Origin of the sequence: Streptomyces sp. NPDC090021 (assembly GCF_044748225.1) — a bacterium.
GTDB lineage: Bacteria > Actinomycetota > Actinomycetes > Streptomycetales > Streptomycetaceae > Streptomyces.
Map to the genome: position 1 here is coordinate 127,561 of NZ_JBIVFO010000010.1, position 24,795 is coordinate 152,355.

General features: G+C 74.1%; 22 protein-coding genes. 7 read left to right on the forward strand and 15 right to left on the reverse strand.

Annotated elements, in window-relative coordinates:
* Positions 1-33 precede the first annotated feature (33 nt).
* Complete coding sequence (locus ACIPXC_RS10230; protein WP_401615572.1) at positions 34-1,305, forward strand: histidine kinase dimerization/phospho-acceptor domain-containing protein; 1,272 nt, start codon at positions 34-36, stop codon at positions 1,303-1,305.
* 173 nt (positions 1,306-1,478) lie between these two features.
* On the opposite strand, the gene ACIPXC_RS10235 is transcribed toward ACIPXC_RS10230, so the two are convergent.
* The 3 genes from ACIPXC_RS10235 to ACIPXC_RS10245 all read right to left on the reverse strand — a co-directional run bounded on the left by ACIPXC_RS10235 (position 1,479) and on the right by ACIPXC_RS10245 (position 3,512).
* On the reverse strand, positions 1,479-1,751 hold the full coding sequence (locus ACIPXC_RS10235; RefSeq protein ID WP_386453900.1) for a hypothetical protein: 273 nt from the start codon (positions 1,749-1,751) through the stop codon (positions 1,479-1,481).
* A 10-nt stretch (positions 1,752-1,761) separates the two neighbouring features.
* The gene (locus tag ACIPXC_RS10240) at positions 1,762-2,475 is read right to left on the reverse strand and encodes a TetR/AcrR family transcriptional regulator (RefSeq protein WP_401615451.1); all 714 of its coding nucleotides are present in this window, start codon (positions 2,473-2,475) and stop codon (positions 1,762-1,764) included.
* A gap of 107 nt (positions 2,476-2,582) precedes the next feature.
* The gene (locus ACIPXC_RS10245; RefSeq protein WP_401615453.1) at positions 2,583-3,512 is read right to left on the reverse strand and encodes a diiron oxygenase; all 930 of its coding nucleotides are present in this window, start codon (positions 3,510-3,512) and stop codon (positions 2,583-2,585) included.
* A 168-nt stretch (positions 3,513-3,680) separates the two neighbouring features.
* Between ACIPXC_RS10245 and ACIPXC_RS10250 the strand changes: the two genes are divergently transcribed.
* Positions 3,681-4,796, forward strand: coding sequence for a ferritin-like domain-containing protein (locus ACIPXC_RS10250; RefSeq protein ID WP_401615455.1), 1,116 nt, complete (start codon positions 3,681-3,683; stop codon positions 4,794-4,796).
* Positions 4,797-5,361: 565 nt separating this feature from the next.
* On the opposite strand, the gene ACIPXC_RS10255 is transcribed toward ACIPXC_RS10250, so the two are convergent.
* Together ACIPXC_RS10255 and ACIPXC_RS10260 are read right to left on the reverse strand one after the other, a co-directional pair.
* Complete coding sequence (locus tag ACIPXC_RS10255; RefSeq protein WP_401615457.1) at positions 5,362-6,822, reverse strand: penicillin-binding transpeptidase domain-containing protein; 1,461 nt, start codon at positions 6,820-6,822, stop codon at positions 5,362-5,364.
* Positions 6,819-8,189 (reverse strand): FtsW/RodA/SpoVE family cell cycle protein, encoded by a 1,371-nt coding sequence (locus ACIPXC_RS10260; protein WP_401615459.1) that lies wholly within the window; start codon positions 8,187-8,189, stop codon positions 6,819-6,821. The genes ACIPXC_RS10255 and ACIPXC_RS10260 overlap by 4 nt, the downstream gene beginning before the upstream one ends.
* Before the next feature lie 106 nt (positions 8,190-8,295).
* On the opposite strand from ACIPXC_RS10260, the gene ACIPXC_RS10265 reads away from it, so the two are divergent.
* From ACIPXC_RS10265 to ACIPXC_RS10275, 3 genes are all read left to right on the forward strand, one after another.
* On the forward strand, positions 8,296-8,703 hold the full coding sequence (locus tag ACIPXC_RS10265; protein WP_037882200.1) for a DUF6325 family protein: 408 nt from the start codon (positions 8,296-8,298) through the stop codon (positions 8,701-8,703).
* Entirely contained in the window at positions 8,703-9,152 is a 450-nt protein-coding gene (locus ACIPXC_RS10270) for a hypothetical protein (RefSeq protein WP_401615462.1), read from the forward strand. The genes ACIPXC_RS10265 and ACIPXC_RS10270 overlap by 1 nt, the downstream gene beginning before the upstream one ends.
* 418 nt (positions 9,153-9,570) lie before the next feature.
* Positions 9,571-10,743 (forward strand): NlpC/P60 family protein, encoded by a 1,173-nt coding sequence (locus tag ACIPXC_RS10275; RefSeq protein ID WP_401615464.1) that lies wholly within the window; start codon positions 9,571-9,573, stop codon positions 10,741-10,743.
* Here ACIPXC_RS10275 and ACIPXC_RS10280 read toward each other — a convergent pair.
* The 5 genes from ACIPXC_RS10280 to ACIPXC_RS10300 are packed head-to-tail and all read right to left on the reverse strand — an operon-like array spanning position 10,680 to position 16,383.
* On the reverse strand, positions 10,680-11,954 hold the full coding sequence (locus tag ACIPXC_RS10280) for a styrene monooxygenase/indole monooxygenase family protein (protein ID WP_401615466.1): 1,275 nt from the start codon (positions 11,952-11,954) through the stop codon (positions 10,680-10,682). The two genes, ACIPXC_RS10275 and ACIPXC_RS10280, sit on opposite strands and share 64 nt — an antisense overlap.
* 11 nt (positions 11,955-11,965) lie before the next feature.
* Positions 11,966-12,586 (reverse strand): GTP-binding protein, encoded by a 621-nt coding sequence (locus ACIPXC_RS10285; protein ID WP_401615468.1) that lies wholly within the window; start codon positions 12,584-12,586, stop codon positions 11,966-11,968.
* Entirely contained in the window at positions 12,567-12,956 is a 390-nt protein-coding gene (locus ACIPXC_RS10290) for a DUF742 domain-containing protein (RefSeq protein WP_401615470.1), read from the reverse strand. The genes ACIPXC_RS10285 and ACIPXC_RS10290 overlap by 20 nt, the downstream gene beginning before the upstream one ends.
* Positions 12,953-13,441 (reverse strand): roadblock/LC7 domain-containing protein, encoded by a 489-nt coding sequence (locus tag ACIPXC_RS10295; RefSeq protein WP_401615471.1) that lies wholly within the window; start codon positions 13,439-13,441, stop codon positions 12,953-12,955. Before ACIPXC_RS10295 ends, ACIPXC_RS10290 begins: the two co-directional genes overlap by 4 nt.
* On the reverse strand, positions 13,438-16,383 hold the full coding sequence (locus tag ACIPXC_RS10300) for a nitrate- and nitrite sensing domain-containing protein (RefSeq protein ID WP_401615473.1): 2,946 nt from the start codon (positions 16,381-16,383) through the stop codon (positions 13,438-13,440). The genes ACIPXC_RS10295 and ACIPXC_RS10300 overlap by 4 nt, the downstream gene beginning before the upstream one ends.
* A 500-nt stretch (positions 16,384-16,883) precedes the next feature.
* On the opposite strand from ACIPXC_RS10300, the gene ACIPXC_RS10305 reads away from it, so the two are divergent.
* On the forward strand, positions 16,884-17,660 hold the full coding sequence (locus ACIPXC_RS10305; protein WP_401615475.1) for a protein phosphatase 2C domain-containing protein: 777 nt from the start codon (positions 16,884-16,886) through the stop codon (positions 17,658-17,660).
* Between the two features lie 189 nt (positions 17,661-17,849).
* On the opposite strand, the gene ACIPXC_RS10310 is transcribed toward ACIPXC_RS10305, so the two are convergent.
* The 4 genes from ACIPXC_RS10310 to ACIPXC_RS10325 all read right to left on the reverse strand — a co-directional run bounded on the left by ACIPXC_RS10310 (position 17,850) and on the right by ACIPXC_RS10325 (position 23,609).
* On the reverse strand, positions 17,850-18,290 hold the full coding sequence (locus ACIPXC_RS10310; protein WP_401615477.1) for a MarR family winged helix-turn-helix transcriptional regulator: 441 nt from the start codon (positions 18,288-18,290) through the stop codon (positions 17,850-17,852).
* 138 nt (positions 18,291-18,428) lie between these two features.
* Entirely contained in the window at positions 18,429-20,828 is a 2,400-nt protein-coding gene (gene lon / locus ACIPXC_RS10315; protein ID WP_401615479.1) for an endopeptidase La, read from the reverse strand.
* A gap of 201 nt (positions 20,829-21,029) precedes the next feature.
* The gene (locus ACIPXC_RS10320) at positions 21,030-21,962 is read right to left on the reverse strand and encodes a sulfurtransferase (protein WP_401615481.1); all 933 of its coding nucleotides are present in this window, start codon (positions 21,960-21,962) and stop codon (positions 21,030-21,032) included.
* Positions 21,963-22,343: 381 nt separating this feature from the next.
* The gene (locus ACIPXC_RS10325; RefSeq protein WP_401615483.1) at positions 22,344-23,609 is read right to left on the reverse strand and encodes a hypothetical protein; all 1,266 of its coding nucleotides are present in this window, start codon (positions 23,607-23,609) and stop codon (positions 22,344-22,346) included.
* Positions 23,610-23,800: 191 nt separating this feature from the next.
* Here ACIPXC_RS10325 and ACIPXC_RS10330 point away from each other — a divergent pair, with 191 nt between their 5' ends.
* Complete coding sequence (locus tag ACIPXC_RS10330) at positions 23,801-24,397, forward strand: hypothetical protein (RefSeq protein ID WP_401615485.1); 597 nt, start codon at positions 23,801-23,803, stop codon at positions 24,395-24,397.
* On the opposite strand, the gene ACIPXC_RS10335 is transcribed toward ACIPXC_RS10330, so the two are convergent.
* Positions 24,384-24,539 carry a hypothetical protein gene (locus tag ACIPXC_RS10335; protein ID WP_401615487.1) on the reverse strand — a complete coding sequence of 52 codons (156 nt, stop codon included), beginning with the start codon at positions 24,537-24,539 and terminating at the stop codon, positions 24,384-24,386. The genes ACIPXC_RS10330 and ACIPXC_RS10335 overlap by 14 nt on opposite strands.
* Positions 24,540-24,795: the final 256 nt, after the last annotated feature.

The window sequence follows — 24,795 nt, forward strand, 5'->3', positions numbered from 1 at the left end:
GGCGAGGAACACGCACGGGCCGAGCGGCGGCAGGTGCCGCGTCCGCGCCGGTGGCAGCGTCGGCGGCTGCGCCTCCGGCCGCGGCTGCCCGCGTGGACGGCCACGCTGACCTGGAAGTCGGCCTGCTTCATCGTGGTGATGTGCTGCTCGCTGGCAGCCGTGCTCGGCGCGCTCGTGCACGTGGAGGTGACCCGCCAGACGGTGGCCACGGCGCGCGAGAAGGCACTGGGCAGACTCGGCGACGTCACGGACGCGTACGAGGCGGGCGAGCCGCTGCCGCCCGGTTCCGGCCTGGACCCGGTGGGGCTGCCGCCGGAGCTGCGGGCGCTCGCGGCCGGCGGAGAGCGGGGGACGGTCGTGGCGGAGCACCGCGGCCGCCCGGTGATGTGGGCGGCCGGCCCGGCGGACGGCCGGGCGCTGGCGACCGTCGTCGACTACCGGCAGAGCGCCCGCACCATCAGCGGACTGGACAACGCGATCATCGGGTCGTCCGTGCTGGCGATCGGCGGGACGCTGCTCGTGGGCGCCTTCGCGGTGACGCGGGTGACCCGGCGGCTGCACCAGACGGCGTCCGTGGCCCGGCGGATCACGCAGGGCGACCTGGACGCCCGGGTGGGCGACCCGCGGACGAAGGACCCCTCGCGTCCCCAGGACGAGGTGGCGACCGTGGCCGGGGCGCTGGACACGATGGCGGGGAGCCTGCAGTCGAAGCTGGAGAGCGAGCGGCGGTTCACGGCGGACGTGGCCCATGAGCTGCGCACTCCGCTGACGGGCCTGCAGGCGGCGTCGGAGCTGCTGCCGGAGGGGCGGCCGACGGAGCTGGTGCGCGAACGGGTGCGGACGATGCGGCAGTTGACGGAGGACCTGCTGGAGATCTCCCGGCTGGACTCGGGCAGCGAGGCGGTGGAGACGGATCTGCACCAGCTGGGGCGGCTGGCCCGGCGCGTGGTGCGGGCTTCCGGCACGGACACGGAGGTGGTCGTCCTGCGGGACGCCCACGTGGAGACGGACCGGCGCAGGCTGGAACGGGTCCTGGGCAACCTGGTGGCCAACGCCCATCAGCACGGCCGGTCGCCGGTCGTGCTGACGGTGGACGGGCCGGTGGTGAGCGTACGGGACCACGGGGACGGCTTCCCCGACTACCTGCTGGCGCACGGCCCGCAGCGCTTCCGCAGCGGGGGCAAAGGGCACGGGCTGGGCCTGACCATCGCCGTGGGCCAGGCGGAGGCGATCGGCGCGAGGCTGCGTTTCCGCGCCGCGGAGGGCGGTGGCGGCCTGGCCATCCTGACCCTCCCGGGCGCGTAGGACCCCGCCCTTCCCGGCCGGGGGCCGCGGTCCACCCCTCGCGGCCCGCCCGGCCCGCCCGGCCCGCCCGGTCCGGCGGTGGGGCCCGGGCTCGGCCGAGGGCGCGGGCGCGTGGGCGGGTCAGCTCTCTGAGGGCAGGGGGGCGGGTCAGCTCTCTGAGGGCGGGGGGCGGGTCAGCTCTGGGGACGCGGGGGCTTGGTCCAGGGCCAGCGGGGGCGCGGCTTGGTGCCCGAGGGGCGGAACGCGTACTTCCAGCCCTTTTGCAGGCCCAGTCGCTTCGAGTAGCCCGACGGGACCCGTTCGTACAGCAGCACCGTCGGCGGGCCGTCGGGCGTCGGGACGGGGATCTCGTACCACTTCGGCGGGTGTCCGGTCGGGCCGAGCAGGATCGGGAGGACCCGGCCGTCCATCGGGCCGCCCTCGAACGGAGTCGGTTGGCTTCTCACCCCACCAGTGTCACAGCAGGTGGGCGGCCTCGGAGACCACCGGCATCACGCGCCGGGCCAGGCTCCCGACCGGGCCGTCCGCCGATTCGATGGCCAGGGCTGCCCGGGCGGCCGCCGCCGTCTCCGGATCGGTGGCGGCGGTGGCCGTCAGCAGGGCGATGAACTGGTCGAGCAGCCAGTCGCGGAGGGTGTCGACCTCGGGCTGCTTGCCCTCGTCGATCCATATGAGGGAGGCCGCCTCGACCGCCGTGATCCATGTGCGGACCATCATGCGCAGCCGGGGGCCGGGCGTCGGGACGCCGAGGTGGAGGAGGATCTGGTCGGCCGCGGCCCGGCGGATGCCGTCGACGGTCGCCGTCGTACGGGAGGTCTCCACGACGCTGCCGCCCTGGAGGAGGGCCGCGAAGCCGGTGTCGTGCTCGTCGACGAACGCGAGGTAGCGGTCCAGGGCCCGGGACAGCCGCCGGGTCAGGGGACCCTGCTGGGGTTCGGCGAAGCAGAGTTCGAGGAGCTCGGCCGCCGAGCGCAGGGCCGCCTCGTAGAGCTGCTGCTTACCGCCGGGGAAGTAGCGGTAGACGAGGGGGCGCGAGACTCCGGCGGCCTCCGCGACGTCGTCGAGCGAGACCTCCTCCGGAGCCCGGTGCGCGAACAGCGTGAGGGCGGCGTCGAGGAGTTGGGCCCGCCGCTCCTCGACGCTCAGCCTGCGGTACGCGCGTACGGTCATGACCGCAGGGTAGCCCGCGAGCCGTGGCCCGTGACCGGCGTCCGTGAAGTCCCGGCCCGATCCGGACCGCCGGACGGGCGCCGCGACGCCCGGGGCTCCGTCCGCCCCTATGCCAGGAGCCCCGAGCTCTGCCAGAGCCTGCGGCCGACTCCGCGCAGGACGCCGATGTCGTCGAGGAAGTCGGTGAGCCGCTTGGCGCCGGTCTGCATGACCTCGCGGCGGTGGCCGCTGGCCCGGACCTGGGCGACGGCTTCGCGCCGGTCCAGTCCGACGTTGTCGTAGACGGCCGGGTTCACGAAGGCGAGGGAGAAGACGCGGGCGGCCTCGCCGCAGCTGATGCGGGTGAGCTCCTGCTCCCAGCGCGGGGCCGTCAGCATCTGGCGGCGCAGTTCCTCGCGGGCGTACCGGACGTGCCGGGCCTCCTCGATCACGTGGATCCGGGTGACGCCGCGGACCAGCGGCTGGATGCGCTCGTCCGGGAAGGTCAGGCGCTGCATCCAGTCGAGGATCTCCTCGCCGAGCAGGGTGCAGGCGAAGGAGCCGGGGGTGGTGGAGACGGTCTTGAGGATCCGCGCGAGGTTGTGGTTGAGCCGGGAAACCGGGTATGCCGGGCTGCCGCTCTTCTGGATCATGCGGGCGAACATCATCGAGTGTCGGCACTCGTCGGCGATCTCGGTGAGGGCGTACCGCACGTGCTTGCTGGTCAGCGACTTGTCGTAGATGTGCCGGACCATCAGCTGCATGAGGATGATCTCGAACCAGATGCCGAGCGAGCCGAGCGCCGCCGCCTCGTGGCGGGAGAGGTCGATGCGCTGCTCCTCGCCCATCTTCTTCCAGAGCGGGGTGTCGTAGAGGGAGAGCAGCTCGGGCGGCCAGTAGTACTTCCCCTCGGCCATGGGGGCGCCCCAGTCGAGTTCCTTGTCGGGGTCGAAGGAGTGCTTGGCGGAGGATTCCAGCAGGCGCTCGGCTATCTGCTCCCGGTCCTTGAGGAGGCCGAGGGCGTCCCTGAGAGCGGCTCGTTCGGTCACGGTCGTCATGGCTTCGGACACCTCGTCGTCGAGTCACCGGCGGTCACCGCTTATGAGACTGCTTGTCAGCAACGTCGTCAATCCCCCGCGCACGACTTGTTGACCCGGCGTCTACCAACGTGTGACTCTGCCAACTGTCCGGTCCTGCACGGCAGTACGCGAGACGAGGGGGCGTCAGTGTCGACGCACGAGCTCTACACCGAGGACCCGGGCGAGGCCGTCTGGCAGATCCCCGCCTCCGGCTCCGCCCGCTTCAGCTGGGATTACGACGACGGCCGCGAGCGGCTCCTCGCCCTGTACCAGAGGGGCAAGGACAAGCAGTGGGACGGCGCCAAACGCATCGACTGGGACATCGAGGTGGACCCGTACGATCCGCTGGGGACCCCCGACGAGGCCCTGCCGCTGTACGGGACCCGGCACTGGGCCAAGCTGACCGAGAAGGACAGGGGCGAGCTGCGCCGGCACTACACCGCCTGGAACTTCAGCCAGTTCCTCCACGGCGAGCAGGGCGCGATGGTGTGTGCGGCGCGCATCGTCGAATCCGTTCCGGACCTCGACGCGAAGTTCTACTCGGCCACGCAGACCATGGACGAGGCCCGGCACGCGGAGATCTTCGGGCGCTTCCTGCACGAGAAGGTCGGGATGCTGTACCCGGTCAACGACAGCCTCCGGGAACTGCTCGGCGACACCCTGCGCGACTCCCGGTGGGACATGCCGTACCTGGGCATGCAGGTCCTCATCGAAGGCCTGGCCCTGGCCTCCTTCGGCCTCATCCGGGACACGACCACCAGGCCGCTGCCCAAGCAGATCCTGGCGTACGTGATGCAGGACGAGGCCCGGCACGTGGCCTTCGGGCGGATGGCGCTGCGCGACCACTACCGGCAGCTGACGGACGCCGAACTGCGCGAGCGCGAGGAGTTCGTGATCGAGGGCTGCTACCTGATGCGGGACCGGCTGCTCGGGGTGGAGGTGCTGGAGAACTTCGGCATCCCGGCGAAGGAGGCGGAGGCGCTCAGCGAGCAGTCCGAGTTCCTGCACCTGTTCCGCAAGCTGCTGTTCAGCCGGATCGTGCCGTGCGTGAAGGACATCGGACTGTGGGGCCAGCGGCTCCAGAGGGCGTACGTGGACCTGGGCGTCTTCCACATGGGCGACTCCAACCTGGACCTGCTGATGAGCCAGGACGAGGAGATCGCGGAGGCCCTCGACCGGGAGCGCTTCGCGGCCGAGGAGTCGGCACGGGTGGCGGAGGTCGAGGCCGCCATCGCCGAAGGGCGGGGCCCGACGGGAACGTGACGGCGGTGACCGGCGGACGGCGGGAGGGGACCGGCGGACGGCACGCGGGGGCCGGGGGCGGTGACCGGCGGACGGCAGGCGGGGGCCGGCGGGCAGCGGCGGGTACGTGCCGTAGGAGATGTGGCGTCCGGCACCCACACCGCCGACCACGACGACGCCCCCGCCGACGCCTCCGGCTGGACCCGGACCCCGATCTGCGCACAGCCGGGGACCGCGAACTGCACAGCCCGGGACCGCGAACCGCGCGGGTGGGGACTCCGCCTGTGTCCCGCCCCGCGGCGCCGTACCGCGCGGCGAACTCGACGGCCCGCACCGCGCCTACGCGGCCATCGCCGTCCAGGTGCCGACCCGCACCCCGGCCCAGGCGGTCGCCGGGGGACCGTCAGCCACATCGACGGCGGCTCCGGCAACGGGATCCAGATCAACGGGGCCGACGCCGCCACCCCGCAGGCTCCCGGCCATTTCCCCTCCGGCGACTGCTCGTACCGGGATCCGCCCCGGCGCCGGATCCGGCCCCCGCGGGCCGCACGGTCCTCGCGGGGACCCCGGTGCACCCGCGACGCCCTCACCGCGCCGCCAGCGCGGCCTCCATCACCGCTCGGGCGATCGGCGCGGCGGCGCCGTTGCCGCTGATGTCGCCCCGGTCCGCCGCCGCGTCCTCCACCACCACCGCGACCGCCACGGCGGGCAGGGCCGCCCCCTCGGTGCGGGCCCAGGAGATGAACCAGGCGTACGGGGTCCCGGCGTTGCCGACGCCGTGCTGGGCCGTGCCGGTCTTGCCGCCGACCACCGCGCCGGGGATCGCCGCGTTCCGGCCCGTCCCCCGCTCCACCACCTTCACCATCAGCTCCTGCATCCGCAGCGCGGTGGCCGGGTTCATCGCCCGTCCGAGGCTGCGCCGGTCACCGTGCCGCACCGGGGAACCGTCGTCCTGGGTCGTCCGTTCCACCAGGTACGGGGAGGCCAGCTCGCCGCCGTTCGCGACGGCCGCGGCCACCATCGCCATCTGCAGGGGTGTGGCGGTGGTGTTGAACTGCCCGATGGAGGAGAGGGCCAGCTGGTCCGGGCTCATGTCCGTGTCGAAGTTCGACCGGGACACCCACGAGGGGACCCGCAGCCCCTCCGTGTTGAAGCCGAAGCGGCGCGCCGCCTCCGTCATCCGGCGCAGCCCGACCTGTACCCCGATCTTCGCCATCACCGTGTTGCACGACCACTGCACGGCCTCGGCCATGGAGGCGTCCTCGCAGCCCGTGGCCGTGTTCGGCAGCAGGGTGCTGGTCCCGGGCAGCGGGTAGGGGTCCGGGGTCCGGGTCGGCGCGTACACATCGGTGACCACGCCCGCGTCCAGGGCCGCGGCCGCCGTCACGATCTTGAAGGTCGAACCGGGCGGGTACGTCTCGCGCAGCGCCCGGTTGAGCATCGGCCGGGCGGGGTCCGCGTTGAGCGCCGCCCAGGCCCCGCGCGCCGCGGCCCCCGTGCCGGAGAGCACGGAAGGGTCGTACGAGGGACTGCTGACCAGCGCCAGGATCTTCCCGGTGGCCGGTTCGAGGGCGGCCACCGCCCCGCGCTTGCCGCCGAGCCCGGTGTACGCGGCCCGCTGCACGGCGGCGCGGACGGTGGTGGCGGCGTTCCCGCCGGCGGGGCGGCCGCGGGCCAGGTCGTACCAGAGCGGGAACGCCGACAGCCCCGGGTCCGTGCCCGACAACACGGCGTCCTCGGCGCGCTCGACGAAGCTGGTCCCGTACGTCTGGGAGGAGAACCCGGTGACGGGCGCGTAGAGCGGACCGTCCGCGTAGGTCCGCTCGTAGCGCAGCAGCTGGCCGCTGTCGCGGGAGCCGGTGACGGGCCGTCCGTCGACAAGGATGTCCCCGCGCGGCTCGGCGTAACGCGCGATGGCGGAGCGCTTGTTGGCCGGGTTCGCACCGTAGGCGGCGGACTCCCACACCTGCACGCGGGCGATGTTGACGAGCAGGGCGAGGAGCAGCAGCGCGCAGAAGTACGCACACCAGCGGATGTAGCGGATCACTCGGCCGCCTCCTGCGCGGGACGGGGTCTGCGTGCGCTGTCGCTGAGCCGGACCAGCAGCGCGACGATGATCCAGTTGGTGACGACGGAGGAGCCGCCCTGGGCGAGGAAGGGCATGGCCATGCCGGTGAGCGGGATCAGCCCGGTGACACCGCCCGCGATGACAAACACCTGGAGCGCGACGATCGAGGCGAGGCCGGTGGCGAGCAGCCGGCCGAAGGGGTCGCGCAGCGCGAGGCCGGCGCGGAAGCCGCGGGCGACGAGGAGCCCGTAGAGGAGCAGGATCGCGGTGAGGCCGACGAGGCCCAGCTCCTCTCCGGCGGTGGCGAGGATGAAGTCCGACTTGGCGGCGAACCCGATGAGGAAGGACTGGCCGTGGCCGAGGCCGGCCCCGAGGAGGCCCCCGGCGCCGAAGGCGAAGAGGGACTGGGCGAGCTGGCCGGGGCCCTCGCCGCGCTCGATGGAGGCGAAAGGATGCAGCCAGTCCTCCACACGGCTGTTCACATGTGGTTCCAAGGTCCCGACGGCGTAGGCGCCGAGGGCGGCGAGCAGCAGTCCGATCGCGATCCAGCCGATCCGCCCGGTGGCGGTGAACAGCATGATCACGAACAGTCCGAAGAACAGCAGCGAGGTGCCGAGGTCCCGTTCCAGGACGAGCAGGCCGACGCTGAGCAGCCAGATCGCGAGGATCGGGCCGAGCACGCGGCCGGGCAGGAGGCGCAGCTTCCAGAAGAGTCGGCGGCCGGTCAGGGCCAGGGCGGTGCGGTTCGCGGCGAGGTAGGCGGCGAAGAACACCGCCAGCAGGATCTTGGCGAACTCCCCCGGCTGGAAGGAGAGTCCGGCGAAGCGGATCCAGATGTGCGCGCCGTTGACCGCCGGGAAGAAGACGGGCACCAGCATCAGCACCAGTGCGGTGGCGACGGACAGGTACGCGTAGCGCTGGAGCACCCGGTGGTCACGGAGCAGCACGACGACCAGGACGAAGAGCACCACGCCGAGGGCGGACCACAGGAGCTGGTCGTCCGCGGTGGGGCGGCCGGGGGTGGTCGCGTCGAGGCGCTGGATGAGGACCAGGCCGAGGCCGTTGAGCAGGACGGCGATGGGGAGCACGAGGGGGTCGGCGTACGGGGCCGTGAACCGTACGGCGAGGTGCGCGAGCAGCGCGGCCGCGGCGAGGCCGACCGCGTACCGGTCGGCGGGGTCGGGGATGCGGCCGGTGGTCACGAGGCCGACGTGGAGGTGACCGAGTACGGAGATCAGGACGGCGCCCGCGAGGAGCGCCAGCTCGACCCCCCGGCGTTTGGGTGCGCCGGCTTCGGGTGGCGGGGGCGGGGAGGGCTCCGCCACCTTCGCCGTCAGAGCGGTCATACCCCGAAACGTAGCAAGCAGGGGGATGGTATGTCCGCTTATGTCATAGTGTGCCGAAGAGTCGTCACAAACGGTCGAAAGTATCGAGAGTGAGGAGCCGAGGCGCATGGGGCCTGTGGAATTCATCGTCCTCGCCTTCCCCGAGGAGCAGCTGCGGGTGCCGGCCGTCGAGGCCGTGATGGGGCTGCGCAAGTCGGGAGTGGTCCGGCTGATCGACGGGCTCGTCGCCACGAAGACGGCGTCGGGGGAGGTCCTCGCCGCCGAGTTCGACGAGTTCGTGGAACTGCACGGCCTGCTGACGGGGCGGGACGCGGCCCGGCTGATCGGCCCGGAGGACGTGCACGAGGCGGCGGACCTCCTGGAGCGCGGCAGCTGCGCGCTGCTGCTGGTCGTCGAGCACGTATGGGCCGAGGACGCGGCGATCGCCGTACGGGCGGCGGGCGGCCGGATCGTGGGCTCGGTCCGCATCCCGCCGGACCGGGTGCCGTCGGACCCCCGGGCAGGGGTGGCCTGATGTTCATCCGCCCGATGGGAGTGACGGTCCACGCCGCGAACCGCCCGGCGGGATCCCCCCTGCTACGGGGCCTGCTGGCGCGGGCGTCGGGCGCGGCGCCGGAGGCGGAGGCGGCGGGCGCGGTGCGCCCGGAGGAGCCCCCGCCCCGGGGCCTGCTCGCCCGGGGCGTCCGGGCGGCGGAGCCGGAGCTCGTGGAGGAGCCGGAACCGGACCCACTGGACGAGCCCGAGCCGGATCCCGACTACGACTACGAGCCGGAGCCGGAGCCCGTCGACGCGGTGCACTGGGACCCCCACCCGGACGCCCACCCGGACGCCCACCCGGAGCCGGGCCCGACGGCCCCCGCCGGCCTGGCGGCGGAACTGCGCCAACTGGCCGACCTGGCCCGCGAGGGCCTGCTGACCCCGCAGGAGTTCAGAACGGCGAAGGCCAGGCTGCTGAACGACTGACGGCCCCGCAGGCACCGAACGGGCCGATACGGGGGGAGAGGAGGAGGGCGGCCGGACGGCGGCCGACCCGATTTCCGGGGGCGGGGACCGGAAAGCGCGGGGTGGGGCGGGGCGGAAGCCGATGGGGCGGGAGCGACAAGGCGCGACGGCGGCGCGGGGAGCGGGATGCACTCGGGCGGGAGCGACAAGGCGCGGCCGCGCCTTCCACCCCCGCCCCACCAGCCTCCGCCCCACACCACCCCGCGCCTTCCGGTCCCCGCCCCGCCAGCTCCGCCCTGCCCCACCCCGCGCCCTCCACCCCGCCCCGCCGCCTCCTCCCCCACCCCTCCAACTGGGTGGCCGTGGGCGGGGTGGACGGCTCTGTCGGGCGATTTGTCATACCGGGCGTGGCAGCATCGGCGGTCTCGGAGGTGATCCCATGTCATATCGGGGGCTTCGCGCTGCCTGCGTCGCCGCGGCGCTCCTCGTCGCCGGACCGGTCCAGGGCGCCGGCGCCGAGCCGGTTGTGCCCGAAGGGGAGAACGTGGGCGCGTTGCTCACCCGCCTGCAGGGCCTCTACCAGAAGGCCGAGGAGGCTTCCGAGGCGTACAAGTCCACGGAGGACGCCCTGGAGGCCGGCCGGCGGGAGGAGCGTTCGCGCGCCGCCGAGCTCGGCAGGGCGCGTACGGCCCTGGACGCCGAGCGGGCCCTCGCCGGGCGGCTCGCCCGCGAGCAGTACCAGGGCAGCCTGGGCCTGTCCTCCTACGCCCGGATGCTGCTGGCCGGGAGCCCGCAGGCGGCGCTGGAGCAGCGCCGGCTCGCCGCCCGCGAGGGCGCCCGCCGGGCCGCGCTGCTCAGCCGCCTCGCGCGGGGCGAGAAGGAGGCCGACGCGCTGGCCGTACGGGCCCGCAAGGCCCTCGACACCCGGCAGACCCTGGCCGCGCGGCAGAAGCTCCACAAGGAGGAGGTCGCCTCGCAGCTCAGGCAGGTGGAGCGGCTGCTGTCCTCGCTGACTCCGGAGCAGCTCACCCGGCTCGGGGCGCGCGAGGCCGAGAAGACGGCCGTGGCGCAGCGCGCGCTGGTGACCTCCGGGGCCCTCCCCACGCGCACGGGCACGCCCACGGCGGCCGGTGGCGCGGCCCTCCGGTACGCGGCGGCGCAGATCGGGAAGCCGTACGTCTGGGGCGCCGAGGGGCCCGGGTCCTTCGACTGCTCCGGTCTGACCTCGCAGGCCTGGGCGCACGCCGGCCGGAGCATCCCGCGGACCAGCCAGGAGCAGTGGGCCCGGCTGCCGCGGGTGCCGCTGGACCGGTTGCGGCCGGGGGACCTGGTGGTCTACTTCCCCAAGGCCACCCATGTGGGCCTGTACGTGGGCGATGGCAAGGTGATCCAGGCGCCGCGGCCCGGGTCGGTCGTGAAGGTCTCGCCGATCGCCGCGAACCCGTTGCTCGGGGCGGTCCGGCCGGATCCGGACGGGACCCCGCTGGCGGAGTTCACCCCGCCGCCGCTGCCCGAGTCCTCGGGCGCGGCGGCGGGGGACGACGCCGGTTACTCCGCGGAGGAGGCGCCCACGGACGAGGAGTCCGCGGCGGCGGTGACCTCGGCGAGGTAGTCCGCCGCGTCCTCGGGGTCGTAGAAGTACGCGTCGAAGTCGGCCGGGTTGTCGAAGCCGTTGGCAAACCGATTCGCCACCGGCTGGAGCTGCCCGGCCGCGCCGATCAGGTTGAGCACGTGCTCCGGCGGCACGCCCAGCATCGCGTTCGTCCACTGGGTCACGGGCTTGCCCGTGGTGAACCAGTACTTGTCGAAGGTGGCCTTCATCCACGCCTCGTCGAACGGGTTGTCCCCGTGCATGAGGATCGAGGAGAGGTACGAGGCGGCGCACTTGGACGCGGAGTTCGAGCCCTGGCCCGTGATCGGGTCGTTGGCGACGACCACGTCGGCGACGCCGAGGACGAGCCCGCCGCCGGGGAGGCGGCCGACGGGGTTGCGCACGATGGGCGCGTACCGGCCGGCGAGGGTGCCGCCCGCGTCCGTCAGCTCCACCTTCGTCGCCCGGGCGTACTCCCACGGCGTGTACTTCTCCATCAGCCCCAGCGTCAGCGCCAGGTGCTCCGCCGGGTCCTTGACGCCGTTGAAGACGTCCAGCGGTCCGCCGGGGACGCCCTCCCAGAAGAGGATGTCCGCCCGTCCCGAGGTCGTCAGGGTCGGCATCACGAACAGCTCGCCGACGCCCGGGACCAGATTGCAGCGGACGGCCTCGGTCTCCGGGTGCTCGGGGCGCGGACCGAGCCCGTGCACGTAGGAGACGGCCAGCGCGCGCTGCGGGGCGTCGTACGGGGAACGCGCCGCGTCCCGCCCGAACATCGACACCAGCTCGCCCTTGCCCGCGGCGACCAGCACCAGGTCGTAGGCGCGGGAGAAGTAGTCGAGGTCGGCGACGGACGCGCCGTGGATGACGAGCTGCCCGCCGCGCTGCGCGAAGGTGTCCAGCCAGCCGGACATCTTCACGCGCTGGTCCACGGACTGGGCGTGGCCCCTGAGCCGGCCGAGCCAGTCGACGGGGCGGCTGCCGTCGGGGGCGGCGACCGAGACGCCCAGTCCCTCGATCTTCGGGGCCTGCTGCTCCCAGAAGCTGATCTGCAGGTCGCGCTCGTGCCGGAGCGCGCTGTCGAACATGCACTGCGTGGACATGACCCGCCCGGTGCGGATCTCCTCCGCGGTCCGGTTGGACATGAGGGTGACCTCGTAGCCCTTGGACTGGAGTCCGAGGGCGAGCTGGAGGCCGGACTGGCCGGCTCCGACGACAAGTATCCTGCGCATCTCTCAGTCCTCTATTCGGGAGTGCTGTCCAGGGCGTGGCCCACCAGCGCCAGCAGGGATTCGATCACCGTCCGGCGCTCTCGCGCATCCATGATCACCACGGGTACGTGCGGCGGGACGCTGAGCGCCTCGCGCACGTCCTCGGGCTCGTACGCCTGCGAGCCCTCGAAGTGGTTGACGGCGACGGCGTACGGCAGCCCGGAACTCTCGAAGTAGTCGAGGGCGGGGAAACAGTCCCGCAGGCGGCGGGTGTCGGCCATGACGAGCCCGCCGACGGCTCCGCGCACCAGGTCGTCCCACATGAACCAGAACCGTTCCTGGCCCGGGGTGCCGTACACGTAGAGGACGAGGTCGTCGTCGAGGGTGATGCGGCCGAAGTCCATGGCGACGGTGGTGGTGTGCTTGTCCGGTGTCCCGGACAGGTCGTCGGTCGGGACGCTGGCCTGCGTCATCACCGCCTCGGTGCGCAGCGGGGTGATCTCGGAGACGGAGGAGACGAAGGTGGTCTTGCCGACCCCGAAGCCACCCGCGACCAGCACCTTGACGGCGACGGGCGCGCGGGAGCGGTCGTACTGCCAGGGCTGGACCGGTTCGTCGTCCAGCTCCGGTCTGTCAGAGACGGCGAAGACCACCGAGCACCCTTTCCAGCAGCGCGCGTTCGGGCCGGCCGGCGCCGTGGCCCGTTCCGTAGACACGGACCCTGCCCTGGTCGGCGAGGTCGCTGACCAGGACGCGGACCACTCCGAGCGGCAGCTTCAGCAGCGCGGCGATCTCGGCGATCGTGCGCATGCGGCGGCAGACCTCGACGATGGCCGGCATCTCGGGCATGCGGTCGGGCGTCTGCGGCTCGGACGCCTTGGTGTCCAGAGCGGCGACGAAGGTCTCGACGTGCAGGACCTGGGTGAACCGTGTCCGGCCGCCCGTCAGGGAGTACGGGCGGACGCGGGCGGGACGGCGGTCGGCTCCACGTATCGGGAGTCGGTCGGCGGCCGGTCTCCTCACGGGGTGTTCTCCATCGACTGGCGCAGCTCGCTGCGGACTTCGGGGGTCAGGACGTGGCCGGCGCGGCCGACGAACAGGGCCATGTGGTAGGCGACCACGCTCATGTCGCAGTCGGGCGTGGCGTGCACGCCCAGGAGTGAGCCGTCGCTGATGGCCATGACGAAGACCGATCCGTTCTCCATCGCCACCATGGTCTGCTTGACGGCGCCGAACTCCATGAGGGCGGCCGCCCCGGTGGTGAGGCTGCCGAGGCCGGAGACGATGGTGGCGAGGTCGGCGGACGCCCCCCGTGGGCCCTTCGGCCTCGGCGTCTCCTCCGGTTCGCCCGCGCCGCCCGCTCCTGGGTCGGAGGACAGGAGCAGCAGCCCGTCCGAGGAGACGACGGCTACGGAGTTGACGCCGGGCACCTCCTCGACCAGGTCGGTCAGCAGCCACTGCAGGTTGCGGGCCTGGGTGCTCAGTCCGTACGTACTGGGCGCGGTCATGTGCGTGCCTCCTGTGCGCTGTCCCCCTGGTCGGTATTGCTCTGTCCCTGCCCCCGGTCCGGCTCCCGGTCCTGCGCGAGCTCGGCGGCGACGACGCGTCGGCCGTCCTGGGCTCCCTGGTAGAAGCCCCCGAGCCGGCGCCGCAGTTCCTCGGCGTCGACCCGGCGCGGCGGCTGGGGCGGTACGTCCTCCCGGCGCGGGGCGGCCACGGTGCGCGGGGTCCGCTTCGGCAGGCCCTTGTCGGTGACGGGGCCGCCGCCGTCGGCGGGGTCGGCGGGGTGGCTGCCCTGGCGGGGGAGCCAGTCGGCCTCGGCAGGGGCGTGGGCGTGCGAGTCCCCTGCGGGGGGCTCGGCGGCTTCGGTTCCGGCGGATTCGGTCCCGGCGGGGGCGTTCACCGCGGGGTCGTTCACCGCGGGGGCGTTCACCGCGGGGTCCGGCAGCGTGAAGCCGTCCGGATCCGTGTCGTGGGTGATGCGGGCGAGGAGCGCCTCGCCCGCGGGGGGCTCGGCGGTGAACACCTGGTCCGCGGGCGGGGTCTGCCCGGCGTCGGATCGGTCGGCGGCCGGGGCCACCGTGAAGATCTGCTCCGCCGGAGGGGCGGCCGTGAAAACCTGCTCCGCGCCGGGTCCGTCGGCGGCCGGGGCGTCGGCCGCCGTGAAGACCTCGTCGGGCGACGGGAGGTCGCCGGCGGGCTCCCGGCCGGATTCGGCCGCGGCGGGGACCGCCAGGGCCTCGGCCAGGGTGACCGGTGTGACCGGTGTGACTGGTGTGACCGGCTCCACCGGAACGGCGGGCTCCGGGGTCGGGGCCACCGTGTTGGCGGATTCGGCGGATTCGGCGGCCTCGGGTGCGGCCTCGGCTTCGGCCTCGGGAGCGGCGTGCGCACCGCGCGGGCGGGCGGGCAGGGTGTTCTGGTTCGCCTCCGCTATCACGCCCGGCAGGTGCAGCGCGGGCGCGCCGGGTGTGGCAAGGGTGTGGACCGGCGAGGCGGGCGGGGTGGCGGGCAGCAGCGCCGCGGGGACGACGACCAGGGCCTCGGTCCCGCCGTGCCGTGCGCCGCGCAGCTCCGCGGTGACCCCGTGCCGTGCCGCGAGCCGCCCGGCCACGTACAGGCCGAGGCCCAGGCCGTGCTCCTCCTCGGGCTCCTCGTCGTACGCCTCGGGCGTGGACAGCCGGACGTTCAGCGCCTCCAGGCGGTCCTCGGTGACACCGATGCCCTCGTCGACGACGGAGAGCACGACGTCGCCGGAGTCCAGGGTCCAGCCGGAGACCTTCACCTTGACCTCGGGCGGGGAGAACGTCGTGGCGTTCTCCAGCAGTTCGGCCAGCAGGTGCGAGATGTCGTCGGCGGCGTGCCCGGCGACCTGCGTGTACGAGGGCAGTGCCGCGAGGTCGACGCGCTCGTAGCGCTCGATCTCGCTGACGGCGGCCCGCATCACGTCGACCAGCGCCACCGGCAGCCCCTGCCCGTGGCCGTGCTCCTGCCCGGCGAGGACCAGCAGGTTCTCGTTGTGCCGGCGCATCACGGTCGCCAGGTGGTCCAGCTTGAAGAGGGTCGCGAGCCGGTCGGGGTCCTGTTCCTTGGACTCCAGTTCCTCGATGACGGCGAGCTGGCGCTCCACCAGGCCCAGCGTGCGCAGCGAGAGCGAGACGGAGGTCGTCGACATGATGCGGCGGTGCTCCTCCAGCCCTGCGCGCAGCGCCGTCAGCTCCCCCTCCAGCGCCTCCCGGCCGGAGGCGAGCGCATCGTTGCGGCCGATGATGCGGCGCCGGTCGGCGTCGAGCCCGGCGATCCGGGTGTGCAGGGAGACCGTCTGGTCGCGTACGGCGTTCAGGTGCCGGACGACCTCGGCGAACTCGTCGTTGCGGCCGGTGAACCGCACCGGTTCGACCGAGCCCTCGGGCGTCGCCAGCCGTTCCGCGCCGCGCCTGAGGACCGACAGCGGGCGGGTGAGGGAGCGGGCGACGGCGGTGGAGAAGCCGACGGCGACGAGGAACAGCACGCCCAGCAGGGCGACCATGATCTCCAGCCGGGTCACGTCGTCGTCGCGCAGGGAGGCGAGGGCGGAGGCCCGCTGGCCGGCGAGGGTGGCTTCGACGGTGCGCATCCGGTCGATGCGGGCGGTGAGCGCGGTACCGACGGCTGCGCCGTCGGTCTTGCGGTCGGAGCCGCTCAGGGTGGGCCGGTCGGTGAGCCGTTCGAGGAAGTCCTCGGCCGCCTTGACCTCGGGGCCGGTGACGGTGGCGGTGAGGGTCTGGCGTACGTCGGGCCGGGCGACCCGCGTGAAGTCGTCGAGGGCGGCCTGCTCCCGTACGCGCGAGCGCTGGGCGGCGGCGGTGAGTTCGTCGACCGCGGCCGAGCCCGGGGGCTGTTCGCCGCGGGGGACGGCCAGTGCGGCGAGCAGCAGTCCGCGGGTGGCCGAGGCCTGCTCCACGGCCTGGCCGAGCGGGGCCAGGGGGCGGGTGGTGGTGAGGGCGGCCTCCGCGCGCGGCGGGGTGAGGTCTGCGAGCCGGGCGCCCGGGGCGAGGAGTTCCGTGATGACGCCGGTGTAGGCCTGGTGGGCGGCGAGGGCGGTGCCCTTGCCGTCGATGGCTTCGGTACGGACGGACGCGACGCGGGCGAGGGCCGTGGCGAGGGTTTCGTCGGCCGCGGGGTCGACCTCGGCGGCGGCCTCGGCGATCTGCCGGTCGGTGCGCAGGGTGCGTTCCTGGAGGCCGCCCATGGCGGCGCCGGGGCGGCCCTTGGCGGCGTACTCGACCACGGCGTCGCGCTCGTCGGCGAGGACGTGCGTGAGGGTGAGGATCTGCCCGGTCTGCTCCGCGAGGGTGACCAGCCGCTGGGAGTCGTTCAGCTCTCTCGCGGCGGTGACGACGGCGGGGGTGCCGGCCGCGAGGACGGTGAGCCCTGCGACGGCGACGCCGACGACCAGCCGGCTGCGCACGCGGACGCGGCGTCCTGCGGGGGCCGGGCCTTCGGCGGCGGTGCCTCCCCCAGCTACCGCTGGGAGGTGCTCCCTGTTCCGAGACCGCTTCTTCTGCACCGGTGCTCGCAATCCTGTACGTGTGCTTCTGCTCGTCTACTCGTGTGGCCGAGGTAACGGCCGGTCAACAAGTAAACGCCCCCTGCCCCCTCGTACCCGCCTCAGACCTTTGCAGCGTGTTGGGGAGAGAGCCGCACATCGCCCACCCGGCCACTCGAACGAGTGAACATCACGGATGAGTTGGCGACCAACTCGGGAACGCGGCCCAGAAGCGGCTCCGTGGACAGACGGTTGAAAGATCGATGCGGCCTTTGGCAGTATGCCCGCCCACATCGGCCGTGCCGCGCCGGGGTCTTGCCGCTCCGGAGCCGGACGCGCCGGGCGCGGGGAGCCCCCGACTCCTCCCCGACTTGGTACGTACCTGCCCCGGCTCCGCGGGCCCCGCCGGGCAGAATGCCCGTATGCGCATCGACCTCGCGACAGCCCCCGGCAACCGGGAACGCCCCAATGAGGACTGGGTGTCGGCCTCGGCGCCCGCTTCGGGCGGCGGGGTGCTGGTGGTCCTGGACGGGGTCACCCCTCCGGCGGGCGAGGACGGATGCGTGCACGGAGTGCCGTGGTTCACGGCCCGACTCGGCGGCCGATTGACCGAACTGTCCGGATCGCGATGGGACATGCCGCTGGACCGGATCCTGGCCGAGGCCGTCCGCACCACGGCCGAGGCCCATCGCGACACCTGTGACCTTTCTCACGTCAGGACTCCGCAGGCGACGGTCGTCGTGGTCCGCTGGGACGAGGCGTACGTGGAGCACCTCGTGCTCTCGGACTCCGTGCTCCTCCTCCAGGCACCCGGGGGCGGCGTGACCGCGGTGCTCGACGACCGGCTGGACCGGCTGCCGCGGGAGGTGCTGCGGTCGGTGGCCGCGACGGACGCCCTGCGCAACGCCGAGGGTGGTTTCTTCACGGCGGCAGCGGACCCGGCGGTGGCGGCCCGGTCGGTCACGGGGCGCACCCCGCGCGGGCGGGTGCGGGCGGTGGCCGCGCTCACGGACGGGGCCAGCCGCTGGACGGACACGTTCGGGGAGGGCGACTGGGCCGCATGCCTGGAGGTGCTGCGGAAGGAGGGCGCGGAGGGCCTGATCGCCCGGGTCCGCGCCGTCGAGTCCGGCCCGGCGCACCCGTCGGCCCCCCGGTCCAAGCGGCACGACGACGCCTCGGCGATCTACGCGGAGCTCTGAGGCCGCGTCCGGCGGAGCGTCGGGGCCGCGTGCCCGGGTGCGGGTGCGGGCCCGGGTGCGGGTGCCGGGTGCGGGTGCCGGGTGCCGGGTGCGGGTGCGGGGTGCGGGTGCGGGCCCGGGTGCGGGTGTTCGGTGCGGCCGCCCGGTGGCGCCGTCCGTGCCGCTGTTCGGTGCCGGCGTTCGGTGCCGTTATTCGGTACCGGCGTTCAACTGGTGCAGAAGCCGCGCCAGTTCCGCCACCTCGCCGCGGTCCCAGCCGGCGAGCTTGCGCATGTACTGCTCGCGTCGTGCGCCCCGTACCCGCAGGAAGCGCTCGCGGCCCTCCTCGGTGAGGCCGACGAGGAAGGCCCGCCCGTCGGCGGGGTCCGGCTCGCGGGCCACCAGGCCCAGTGCCTCCAGGGCCCGCAACTGCCGGCTCATGGTGGCCTTGCCGACGCCGAAGTAGGCGGCGAGGTCGGTGGCCCGCTGCCGGCCCGCGGCCTCCAGGCGGACGAGCAGCCCGTACGCGGCGGGCTCCAGCTCGGGGTGGAGCTCGCGGGCCATCTCGCCGGAGGAGGCACGGGCCCGCCGGAGGAAGACGGACAGCTCCCGCTCCAGGGCAAGGAACTCCTGGTCTTCACTCCCGTGCACGTCCCGCTCCTTCTCCGCTGTGTGGCACCCCGGTGGGTGAGGGCCAGTATTTCGCAGCGGGTGCGCGGACGGCCCGGGGCCCCGCCGCAGCGGGGATCCGGGCCGCCGGGAAACCGTCGGGAAGCGGGTGGACAGCCGTCAGGCGGCGGCGGTGACCGGCACCTGCGCCCCGTCGAGGGCGAGCTCCAGCACCTGGCGGACGTCGGTCACCGGGTGCACCTCCAGCCCCTCCAGCACCTCCGCCGGGACGTCGTCGAGGTCGGCCTCGTTGCGCTTCGGGATGATCACGGTGGTCAGGCCCGCCCGGTGGGCGGCGAGCAGCTTCTGCTTGACCCCGCCGATCGGCAGGACCCGCCCGGTCAGCGAGACCTCGCCGGTCATGGCCACGTCCGTGCGCACCTGCCGCCCGGAGAGCAGCGAGGCGAGGGCCGTGGTCATGGTGATGCCCGCGCTGGGGCCGTCCTTGGGCACCGCGCCCGCCGGGAAGTGGATGTGCACGCCGCGGTCCTTGAGGTCGGCGACCGGGAGTTCCAGTTCGGCGCCGTGCGAGCGCAGGAAGCTCAGGGCGATCTGCGCCGACTCCTTCATCACGTCGCCGAGCTGGCCGGTGAGGGTCAGTCCGGCGGCGCCCGTCTCCGGGTCGGCCAGGGATGCCTCCACGAAGAGCACGTCACCGCCCGCGCCGGTCACCGCGAGGCCGGTGGCCACGCCGGGGACCGCGGTGCGCCGCTCGGCCGGGTCCTGGGCGGACTCGGGCACGTGGTGCGGGCGTCCGATCAGTGCCCGCAGCTCACCGGCCCCGATGGTGTACGGGAGTTCGCGCTCGCCCAGTTCGTGCTGGGCCGCGACCTTGCGCAGCAGCCGTGCGACGGCCCGCTCCAGGGTGCGTACGCCCGCCTCGCGGGTGTACTCGCCGGCCAGCTTGCGCAGGGCGTCCTCCTCCAGGACCACCTCGTCGGCGGCGAGCCCGGCGCGCTCCAGCTGGCGGGGCAGCAGGTGGTCGCGGGCGATGACGACCTTCTCGTCCTCGGTGTAGCCGTCGAGCCGGACGATTTCCATGCGGTCGGCCAGTGCCTCCGGGATGGCCTCCAGCACGTTGGCGGTGGCCAGGAAGACGACGTCGCTCAGGTCCAGTTCGACCTCCAGGTAGTGGTCCCGGAAGGTGTGGTTCTGGGCGGGGTCGAGGACCTCCAGGAGGGCGGCCGCGGGGTCGCCGCGGAAGTCGGAACCGACCTTGTCGATCTCGTCGAGCAGCACGACCGGGTTCATCGACCCGGCCTCCTTGACGGCCCGGACGATGCGGCCCGGCAGGGCGCCGACGTAGGTCCGGCGGTGGCCGCGTACCTCGGCCTCGTCCCGTACCCCGCCGAGTGCGACGCGGACGAACTTGCGGCCCATGGCGTGGGCCACGCTCTCGCCCAGCGAGGTCTTCCCGACGCCGGGCGGGCCGACGAGCGCGAGCACGGCTCCCCCGCGACGGCCCCCGACGACGCCCATGCCGCGCTCGTTGCGGCGCTTGCGCACGGCCAGGTACTCGGTGATGCGGTCCTTCACGTCGCCGAGGCCCGCGTGCTCGGCGTCGAGCACCGCCCGGGCGCCCTGGATGTCGTACCGGTCCTCGGTGCGCTCGTTCCACGGCAGTTCGAGCACGGTGTCCAGCCAGGTGCGGATCCAGGAGCCCTCGGGGCTCTGGTCGCTGGACCGCTCCAGCTTGTCGACCTCCTTGAGGGCGGCCTCGCGGACCTTCTCGGGGAGGTCGGCGGCCTCGACGCGGGCCCGGTAGTCGTCGGACTCCTCGCCCTCCTTCTCGCCGTTCAGCTCGCGCAGTTCCTTGCGCACGGCCTCCAGCTGGCGCCGGAGCAGGAACTCGCGCTGCTGCTTGTCGACGCCGTCCTGGACGTCCTTGGCGATGGACTCGGCCACGTCCTGTTCGGCGAGGTGGTCGCTGAGTGCCTTGACGGCGAGCTTGAGGCGGGCGACGGGGTCGGCCGTCTCCAGCAGCTCGACCTTCTGCTCGACCGTCAGGAACGGCGAGTACCCGGAGTTGTCCGCGAGGGCGGAGACCCCTTCGATCTGCTGGACGCGGTCCACGACCTGCCAGGCCCCGCGCTTCTTGAGCCAGCTGGTGGCGAGCGCCTTGTACTCCTTGACGAGTTCGGTGACGGCGCCCGGCAGCGGATCGGGGACGGACTCGTCCACGGTCTCGCCCTCGACCCAGAGCGCCGCTCCGGGCCCGGTGGTGCCCGCGCCGATGCGGATGCGCCCGAGACCGCGGATGAGGGCGCCCGGGTCGCCGCCGGAGAGCCGGCCGACCTGCTCGACCGTTCCGAGCACACCGGTCGCCGCGTACTTGCCGTCGATCCGCGGCACGAGCAGTACCCGGGGCTTGCCGCTGCTGCCCGCCGCGGCCTGGGCCGCCTCGACGGCTCCCCGCACCTCGGCGTCGGACAGGTCCAGCGGGACCACCATTCCGGGCAGCACGACCTCGTCATCGAGCGGCAGCACGGGCAGGGTGAGCGTTACGGACGTCGAAGCCATGATCTTCCCTCCGGCAGTGAAGTTGAGCTATGCCGACTCAATGCATCTACGCCGCCCTGTGTTCCCCAACCCCCGTTCGCCGGGGGCGAACGGACCGGAACCGCCTGCTCCGCCGGTCAGCCGGGAAGGTGGCCCCGTCGCCGTCCCGGCCTCCGCCTTCCGCCTTCCGCCTTCCGCCTGCGGCCCTGCACCGGCGGGGTGTCAGAGCGGCTGAAGGCGCGGTCGGCCGTCTTCGGCCGACCCGGGGACTTCCCCTCCCGCGCCCGGGCCGGTGGCGACCGGGCGCAGCGGGGAGGGCAGGCCCCACTCGCTCCAGGAGCCGTCGTACACCGCCAGGTCCCGGTAGCCGGCGAGGTCGGCGCCGAGGGCCAGCACGCAGGCGGTCACCCCGGAGCCGCAGCTGAAGCGGAGGCGTTCGCGGCCGCCCGCGGCCGCTTCGAAGGCCGCGCGGAGCTCCGCGGCGGGGCGCATCAGGCCGCCGGGAAGCTGGAGTTCGGCGAACGGCAGGCTGACGGCGCCCGGCATGTGACCGCCGCGCAGGCCGGGACGGGGTTCGGGGGCGGTGCCCTCGAAGCGTTCGCGGGTACGGGCGTCGAGGACGGCCGCAGCCGGATCGGCGAGGGCGGCCGCGACCCCCTCGGCATCGATCAGCAGGCCCGGGCGGGGCCGGGCGGTGAAGGAGCCGCGCGGGCCCTCGTACCGCGGGCCGCAGTCCTCGACGGGCAGGCCGGCGGCGGTCCAGGCGGGGAGTCCGCCGTCGAGGACGGCGGCCCGGTCGAAGCCCATGGCGCGCAGCATCCACCAGGCACGGGCGCTGGAGTAGACGCCGGCGCCGTCGTAGACGACGACGGTGTCGGCGTCGTCGAGACCGAGGGACCTCAGCGCCTCCGTGAGGTCGGCCGCTCCGGGCATGGTGTGCGGGGCGGGAGCCGTGTGGTCGGAGAGGGCCCCGTCGAGGTCGAAGGGGCGGGCGCCCGGGATGCGCCGGCCGGCGGCGCGGTGGGCGCCGACGGAGGCGTCGAAGACGACCACGCCGGGGTCGCCCAGCCGGGCGGCCAGCCAGTCGGCCCCGACCAGCGGTCCGGGGTCCGCGGGCCCGGGCTCGCAGGGCACGGGGCGGTCGGACGTGGGCATACGGCAGCACCTCCTGATGGCTCGGCCGGCCGTACCCGCCCGGCGGGTGGTACGGCCGCCGGCTGTGCGACGCGGTCGCCCCCATCCTCCGGTGCGCCCCCGCCGACCGTGCGCCCGCCCCTGCACGGGCGGCCTCTCCGTCCACCGGGCGGAACCGGGCGGGAACCGGACGGGGCCGGTCCGCGCACCGGTACGACGTACTCCGGGGGATCTCCCCGGCGAAGGGCCCGCGGCCGGGGGCGGCGGTCGCATTCCGGCCGGGCCGAAGGGCGTCGGCGCCCGGAGGGCGGACCTCGTGGCGGCCGGCGCGACGGGTGAGCGCGGTACGGAGGACGAGGGGTGCAGGGCGCACCGCGGGCCGGGCACGGCGGGCACGGAGATCTAACGGGCGTCGGGGCAACTGCCCGGGGAGGCGTAGAGGGCGATGCGGGCGCCACGGACTTCGGTGATCGAGCAGAGGTCGAAGCGGCTCGCCAGTACCTCGCGCTTGACCACCTCGCGCGGGTACGGGTCCAGCGGCTGGTCCGCCGGGTCCAGCAGCGCGATCACACGGGGCGACGCGAGCAGGGCCGCGCGGATCCGCTCCGGGGGCAGCTCCGTGCCCTGGAGGCTGTGCGAGGCGGTGGGGCCGGCGGCGAGGGCGGGGTCGCGCAGGCCCTCGTAGACCTCCGGCGAGGACAGCAGCCATTCGCGCCTGCGGGACGGCATGAACACCACCGCGTCCCCCGGGCGGGCCCGCTCCCGTACCGCGGCGGCCACCGCGAGGACGTCGTCCTTGCGGCTCTCCGGGGTGCGCAGCCACGCCGACCAGACGCCGGAGGACGCGAGGAGGGCGCCCGCCAGCACCCAGGGCCAGCCTCCGCGGGCGGCGGCCAGCCGTGCGCCCGCCAGCAGGGCGGGCCCGGCGAGCGCGTAGAGCACGTACCGGTCGACGTACCAGGGATTGAGCAGCGAGAGCGCCATCAGCAGGCCGGGCGGCAGCAGTACGAGCGGCAGCGCCACCCGGACCAGGTCCTTCGGGGCGCCCCGCGCGAGCAGCAGGCAGGCGCCGCCCACCAGGGCGTACGCGGCCCAGTCCTGCCAGCTCGGCCGGCCCAGCCAGCCGAGCTGCTGGTGCGCCTGGCGCACGCTCACCGCGGCGAGCGGCAGCAGCAGGGCGACGACGGTCGCGGCGCTCCACCGCCAGCCGCGCGCGTGCCGGGCGGTGAAGGCGTGGGCGAGCAGGGCCAGCGCGGCGAACTCGTGCAGCCAGCAGCCGATCAGCAGCACGACGGTGTAGGCGGCCCAGCGCTCGCGGAGCATCAGGTACGTCGCCCACACCACGGCCGCCGCGACCAGCGCGTACGAGCGGCCTTCCTGGGCGTACATCTGGACGGGCGGCAGTACGGCGTACGCGCAGCCGGCGATGAGTGCGGCCCGCTCCCCCACGAGCCGGTGCGCGACGGCGGCCACCCCGGCGGCGGCGAGGGCGGTGGCGGCGACGGAGGGCAGCCGCAGCGCCCACAGGCCACCGTCCCAGACCTGGAAGACGCCGTGCATGAGGACGTAGTACAGGCCGTGCACGGCGTCGACCCGGCCGAGGAGGTCCCAGATCGCGCCGGGCGAGCGGTGCGCCACCTGCCAGGTGACGGACTCGTCGCGCCACATGCTGCCGCCCCGTTCCAGGCCCCAGAGCCCGAGGGCCGCGGCGAGCAGCGGCGGGAGCAGGCGCCATGGCGCGATGCGGCGGATGGCGGCCTCCTGGAGCTGTCGGCAAGCTGTCGGATCGGGGGTGCGGGCTCCATACTCGGGGGTGGACCCGAGTGTCTGCGGAGGTGGGTGTGCGCACGTTCCGGGCAGTGGCGGCGGTACTTCTGGGCGCGGTGGTCCTCGCGGGGTGCGGACCGTCCGGTTCCGGGGACGGCGACGACGCGCCGCCGAAGGGCTCCGCAGGACCGGGCGCCATCACCACGAGCGCCGGTACGACCGCCGGCACGAGCGCAGGTACGACCGCCGGCACGAGCTCAGGTGCGAGCGCTGGTACGAGTCCGGGCGCGAGCCCCACTCCGAGCCCCGCCCCGAGCCGGAGCGCGAGTACCGGCACGGTGCCCGCCCCCGGCGAGACCCTGGTCCGGGTCACCCGCAGCGGTGGCTTCGCCGGCGAGACCCACACCCTCGTCGTCAAGGGCGACGGTTCGTGGTCCCGGCTGGACGCGAAGGCGAAGGGCGAGGGCACCGGGAAGCTGTCGGAGCAGGAGCTGACAGCCCTGCGCACCGCCCTCCGGGAGGCGGACTTCCCCGCTCAGCCCCGGATCGCGACGGGTGGCCCGAAGATCTACGACGGGTTCTTCTACGCGTTCGTGCACGGCGGCTACGAGGTCGCGGGCGGGCAGGGGGCACTGTCGCCGGAGCTGGTCAGGGTGGTGGCGGCGCTGCCTCCGTTCACCGGGGGCTGAGCCCGCGCGGCAGCCGGTCCAGGACCCCGCACAGCGCGGCCGCCACGGCCGCCCCGCTCTCCGGCACGCGCACCCACCCGGAGACCGCCGGGCGTGCGGCGGCGCCGGTCGCCGCCTCCCGGCCCGATGTGCGGGACGACACCCACGACCCGGTCCTCCCGTACGGCCGCCGACCGGCCTTGCAGGGACCCGGCAAAAGGGATCCGGCGAGATCGAAGCCGGTGGGGCAGCTGACCGCCCGACCCGCCGGGTGCCGGTCCCGCGGGGTGTCCGCTACCCGGTACAACCCATTCCATTTACTCCGGTCCAGCGCATATGCCGTGTCCGAACCCCACGTAGCCGCAGGCCGGAGCCTCCTCTACGCTGCACCCCAGTCAGCGGGATCTTCAGGGGCGGAC

Bases quoted from the DNA above. Each gene is read 5' to 3' on its own strand.
- lon (WP_401615479.1), bottom strand. From the start codon at position 20,828: ATGGCTTCGACGTCCGTAACGCTCACCCTGCCCGTGCTGCCGCTCGAT.
- ACIPXC_RS10240 (WP_401615451.1), bottom strand. From the start codon at position 2,475: ATGACCGTACGCGCGTACCGCAGGCTGAGCGTCGAGGAGCGGCGGGCC.
- ACIPXC_RS10260 (WP_401615459.1), bottom strand. From the start codon at position 8,189: ATGACCGCTCTGACGGCGAAGGTGGCGGAGCCCTCCCCGCCCCCGCCA.
- ACIPXC_RS10305 (WP_401615475.1), top strand. From the start codon at position 16,884: ATGCGCATCGACCTCGCGACAGCCCCCGGCAACCGGGAACGCCCCAAT.
- ACIPXC_RS10320 (WP_401615481.1), bottom strand. From the start codon at position 21,962: ATGCCCACGTCCGACCGCCCCGTGCCCTGCGAGCCCGGGCCCGCGGAC.
- ACIPXC_RS10265 (WP_037882200.1), top strand. From the start codon at position 8,296: ATGGGGCCTGTGGAATTCATCGTCCTCGCCTTCCCCGAGGAGCAGCTG.
- ACIPXC_RS10245 (WP_401615453.1), bottom strand. From the start codon at position 3,512: ATGACGACCGTGACCGAACGAGCCGCTCTCAGGGACGCCCTCGGCCTC.
- ACIPXC_RS10280 (WP_401615466.1), bottom strand. From the start codon at position 11,954: ATGCGCAGGATACTTGTCGTCGGAGCCGGCCAGTCCGGCCTCCAGCTC.
- ACIPXC_RS10275 (WP_401615464.1), top strand. From the start codon at position 9,571: ATGTCATATCGGGGGCTTCGCGCTGCCTGCGTCGCCGCGGCGCTCCTC.
- ACIPXC_RS10325 (WP_401615483.1), bottom strand. From the start codon at position 23,609: ATGTGGCGCGACGAGTCCGTCACCTGGCAGGTGGCGCACCGCTCGCCC.
- ACIPXC_RS10295 (WP_401615471.1), bottom strand. From the start codon at position 13,441: ATGACCGCGCCCAGTACGTACGGACTGAGCACCCAGGCCCGCAACCTG.
- ACIPXC_RS10270 (WP_401615462.1), top strand. From the start codon at position 8,703: ATGTTCATCCGCCCGATGGGAGTGACGGTCCACGCCGCGAACCGCCCG.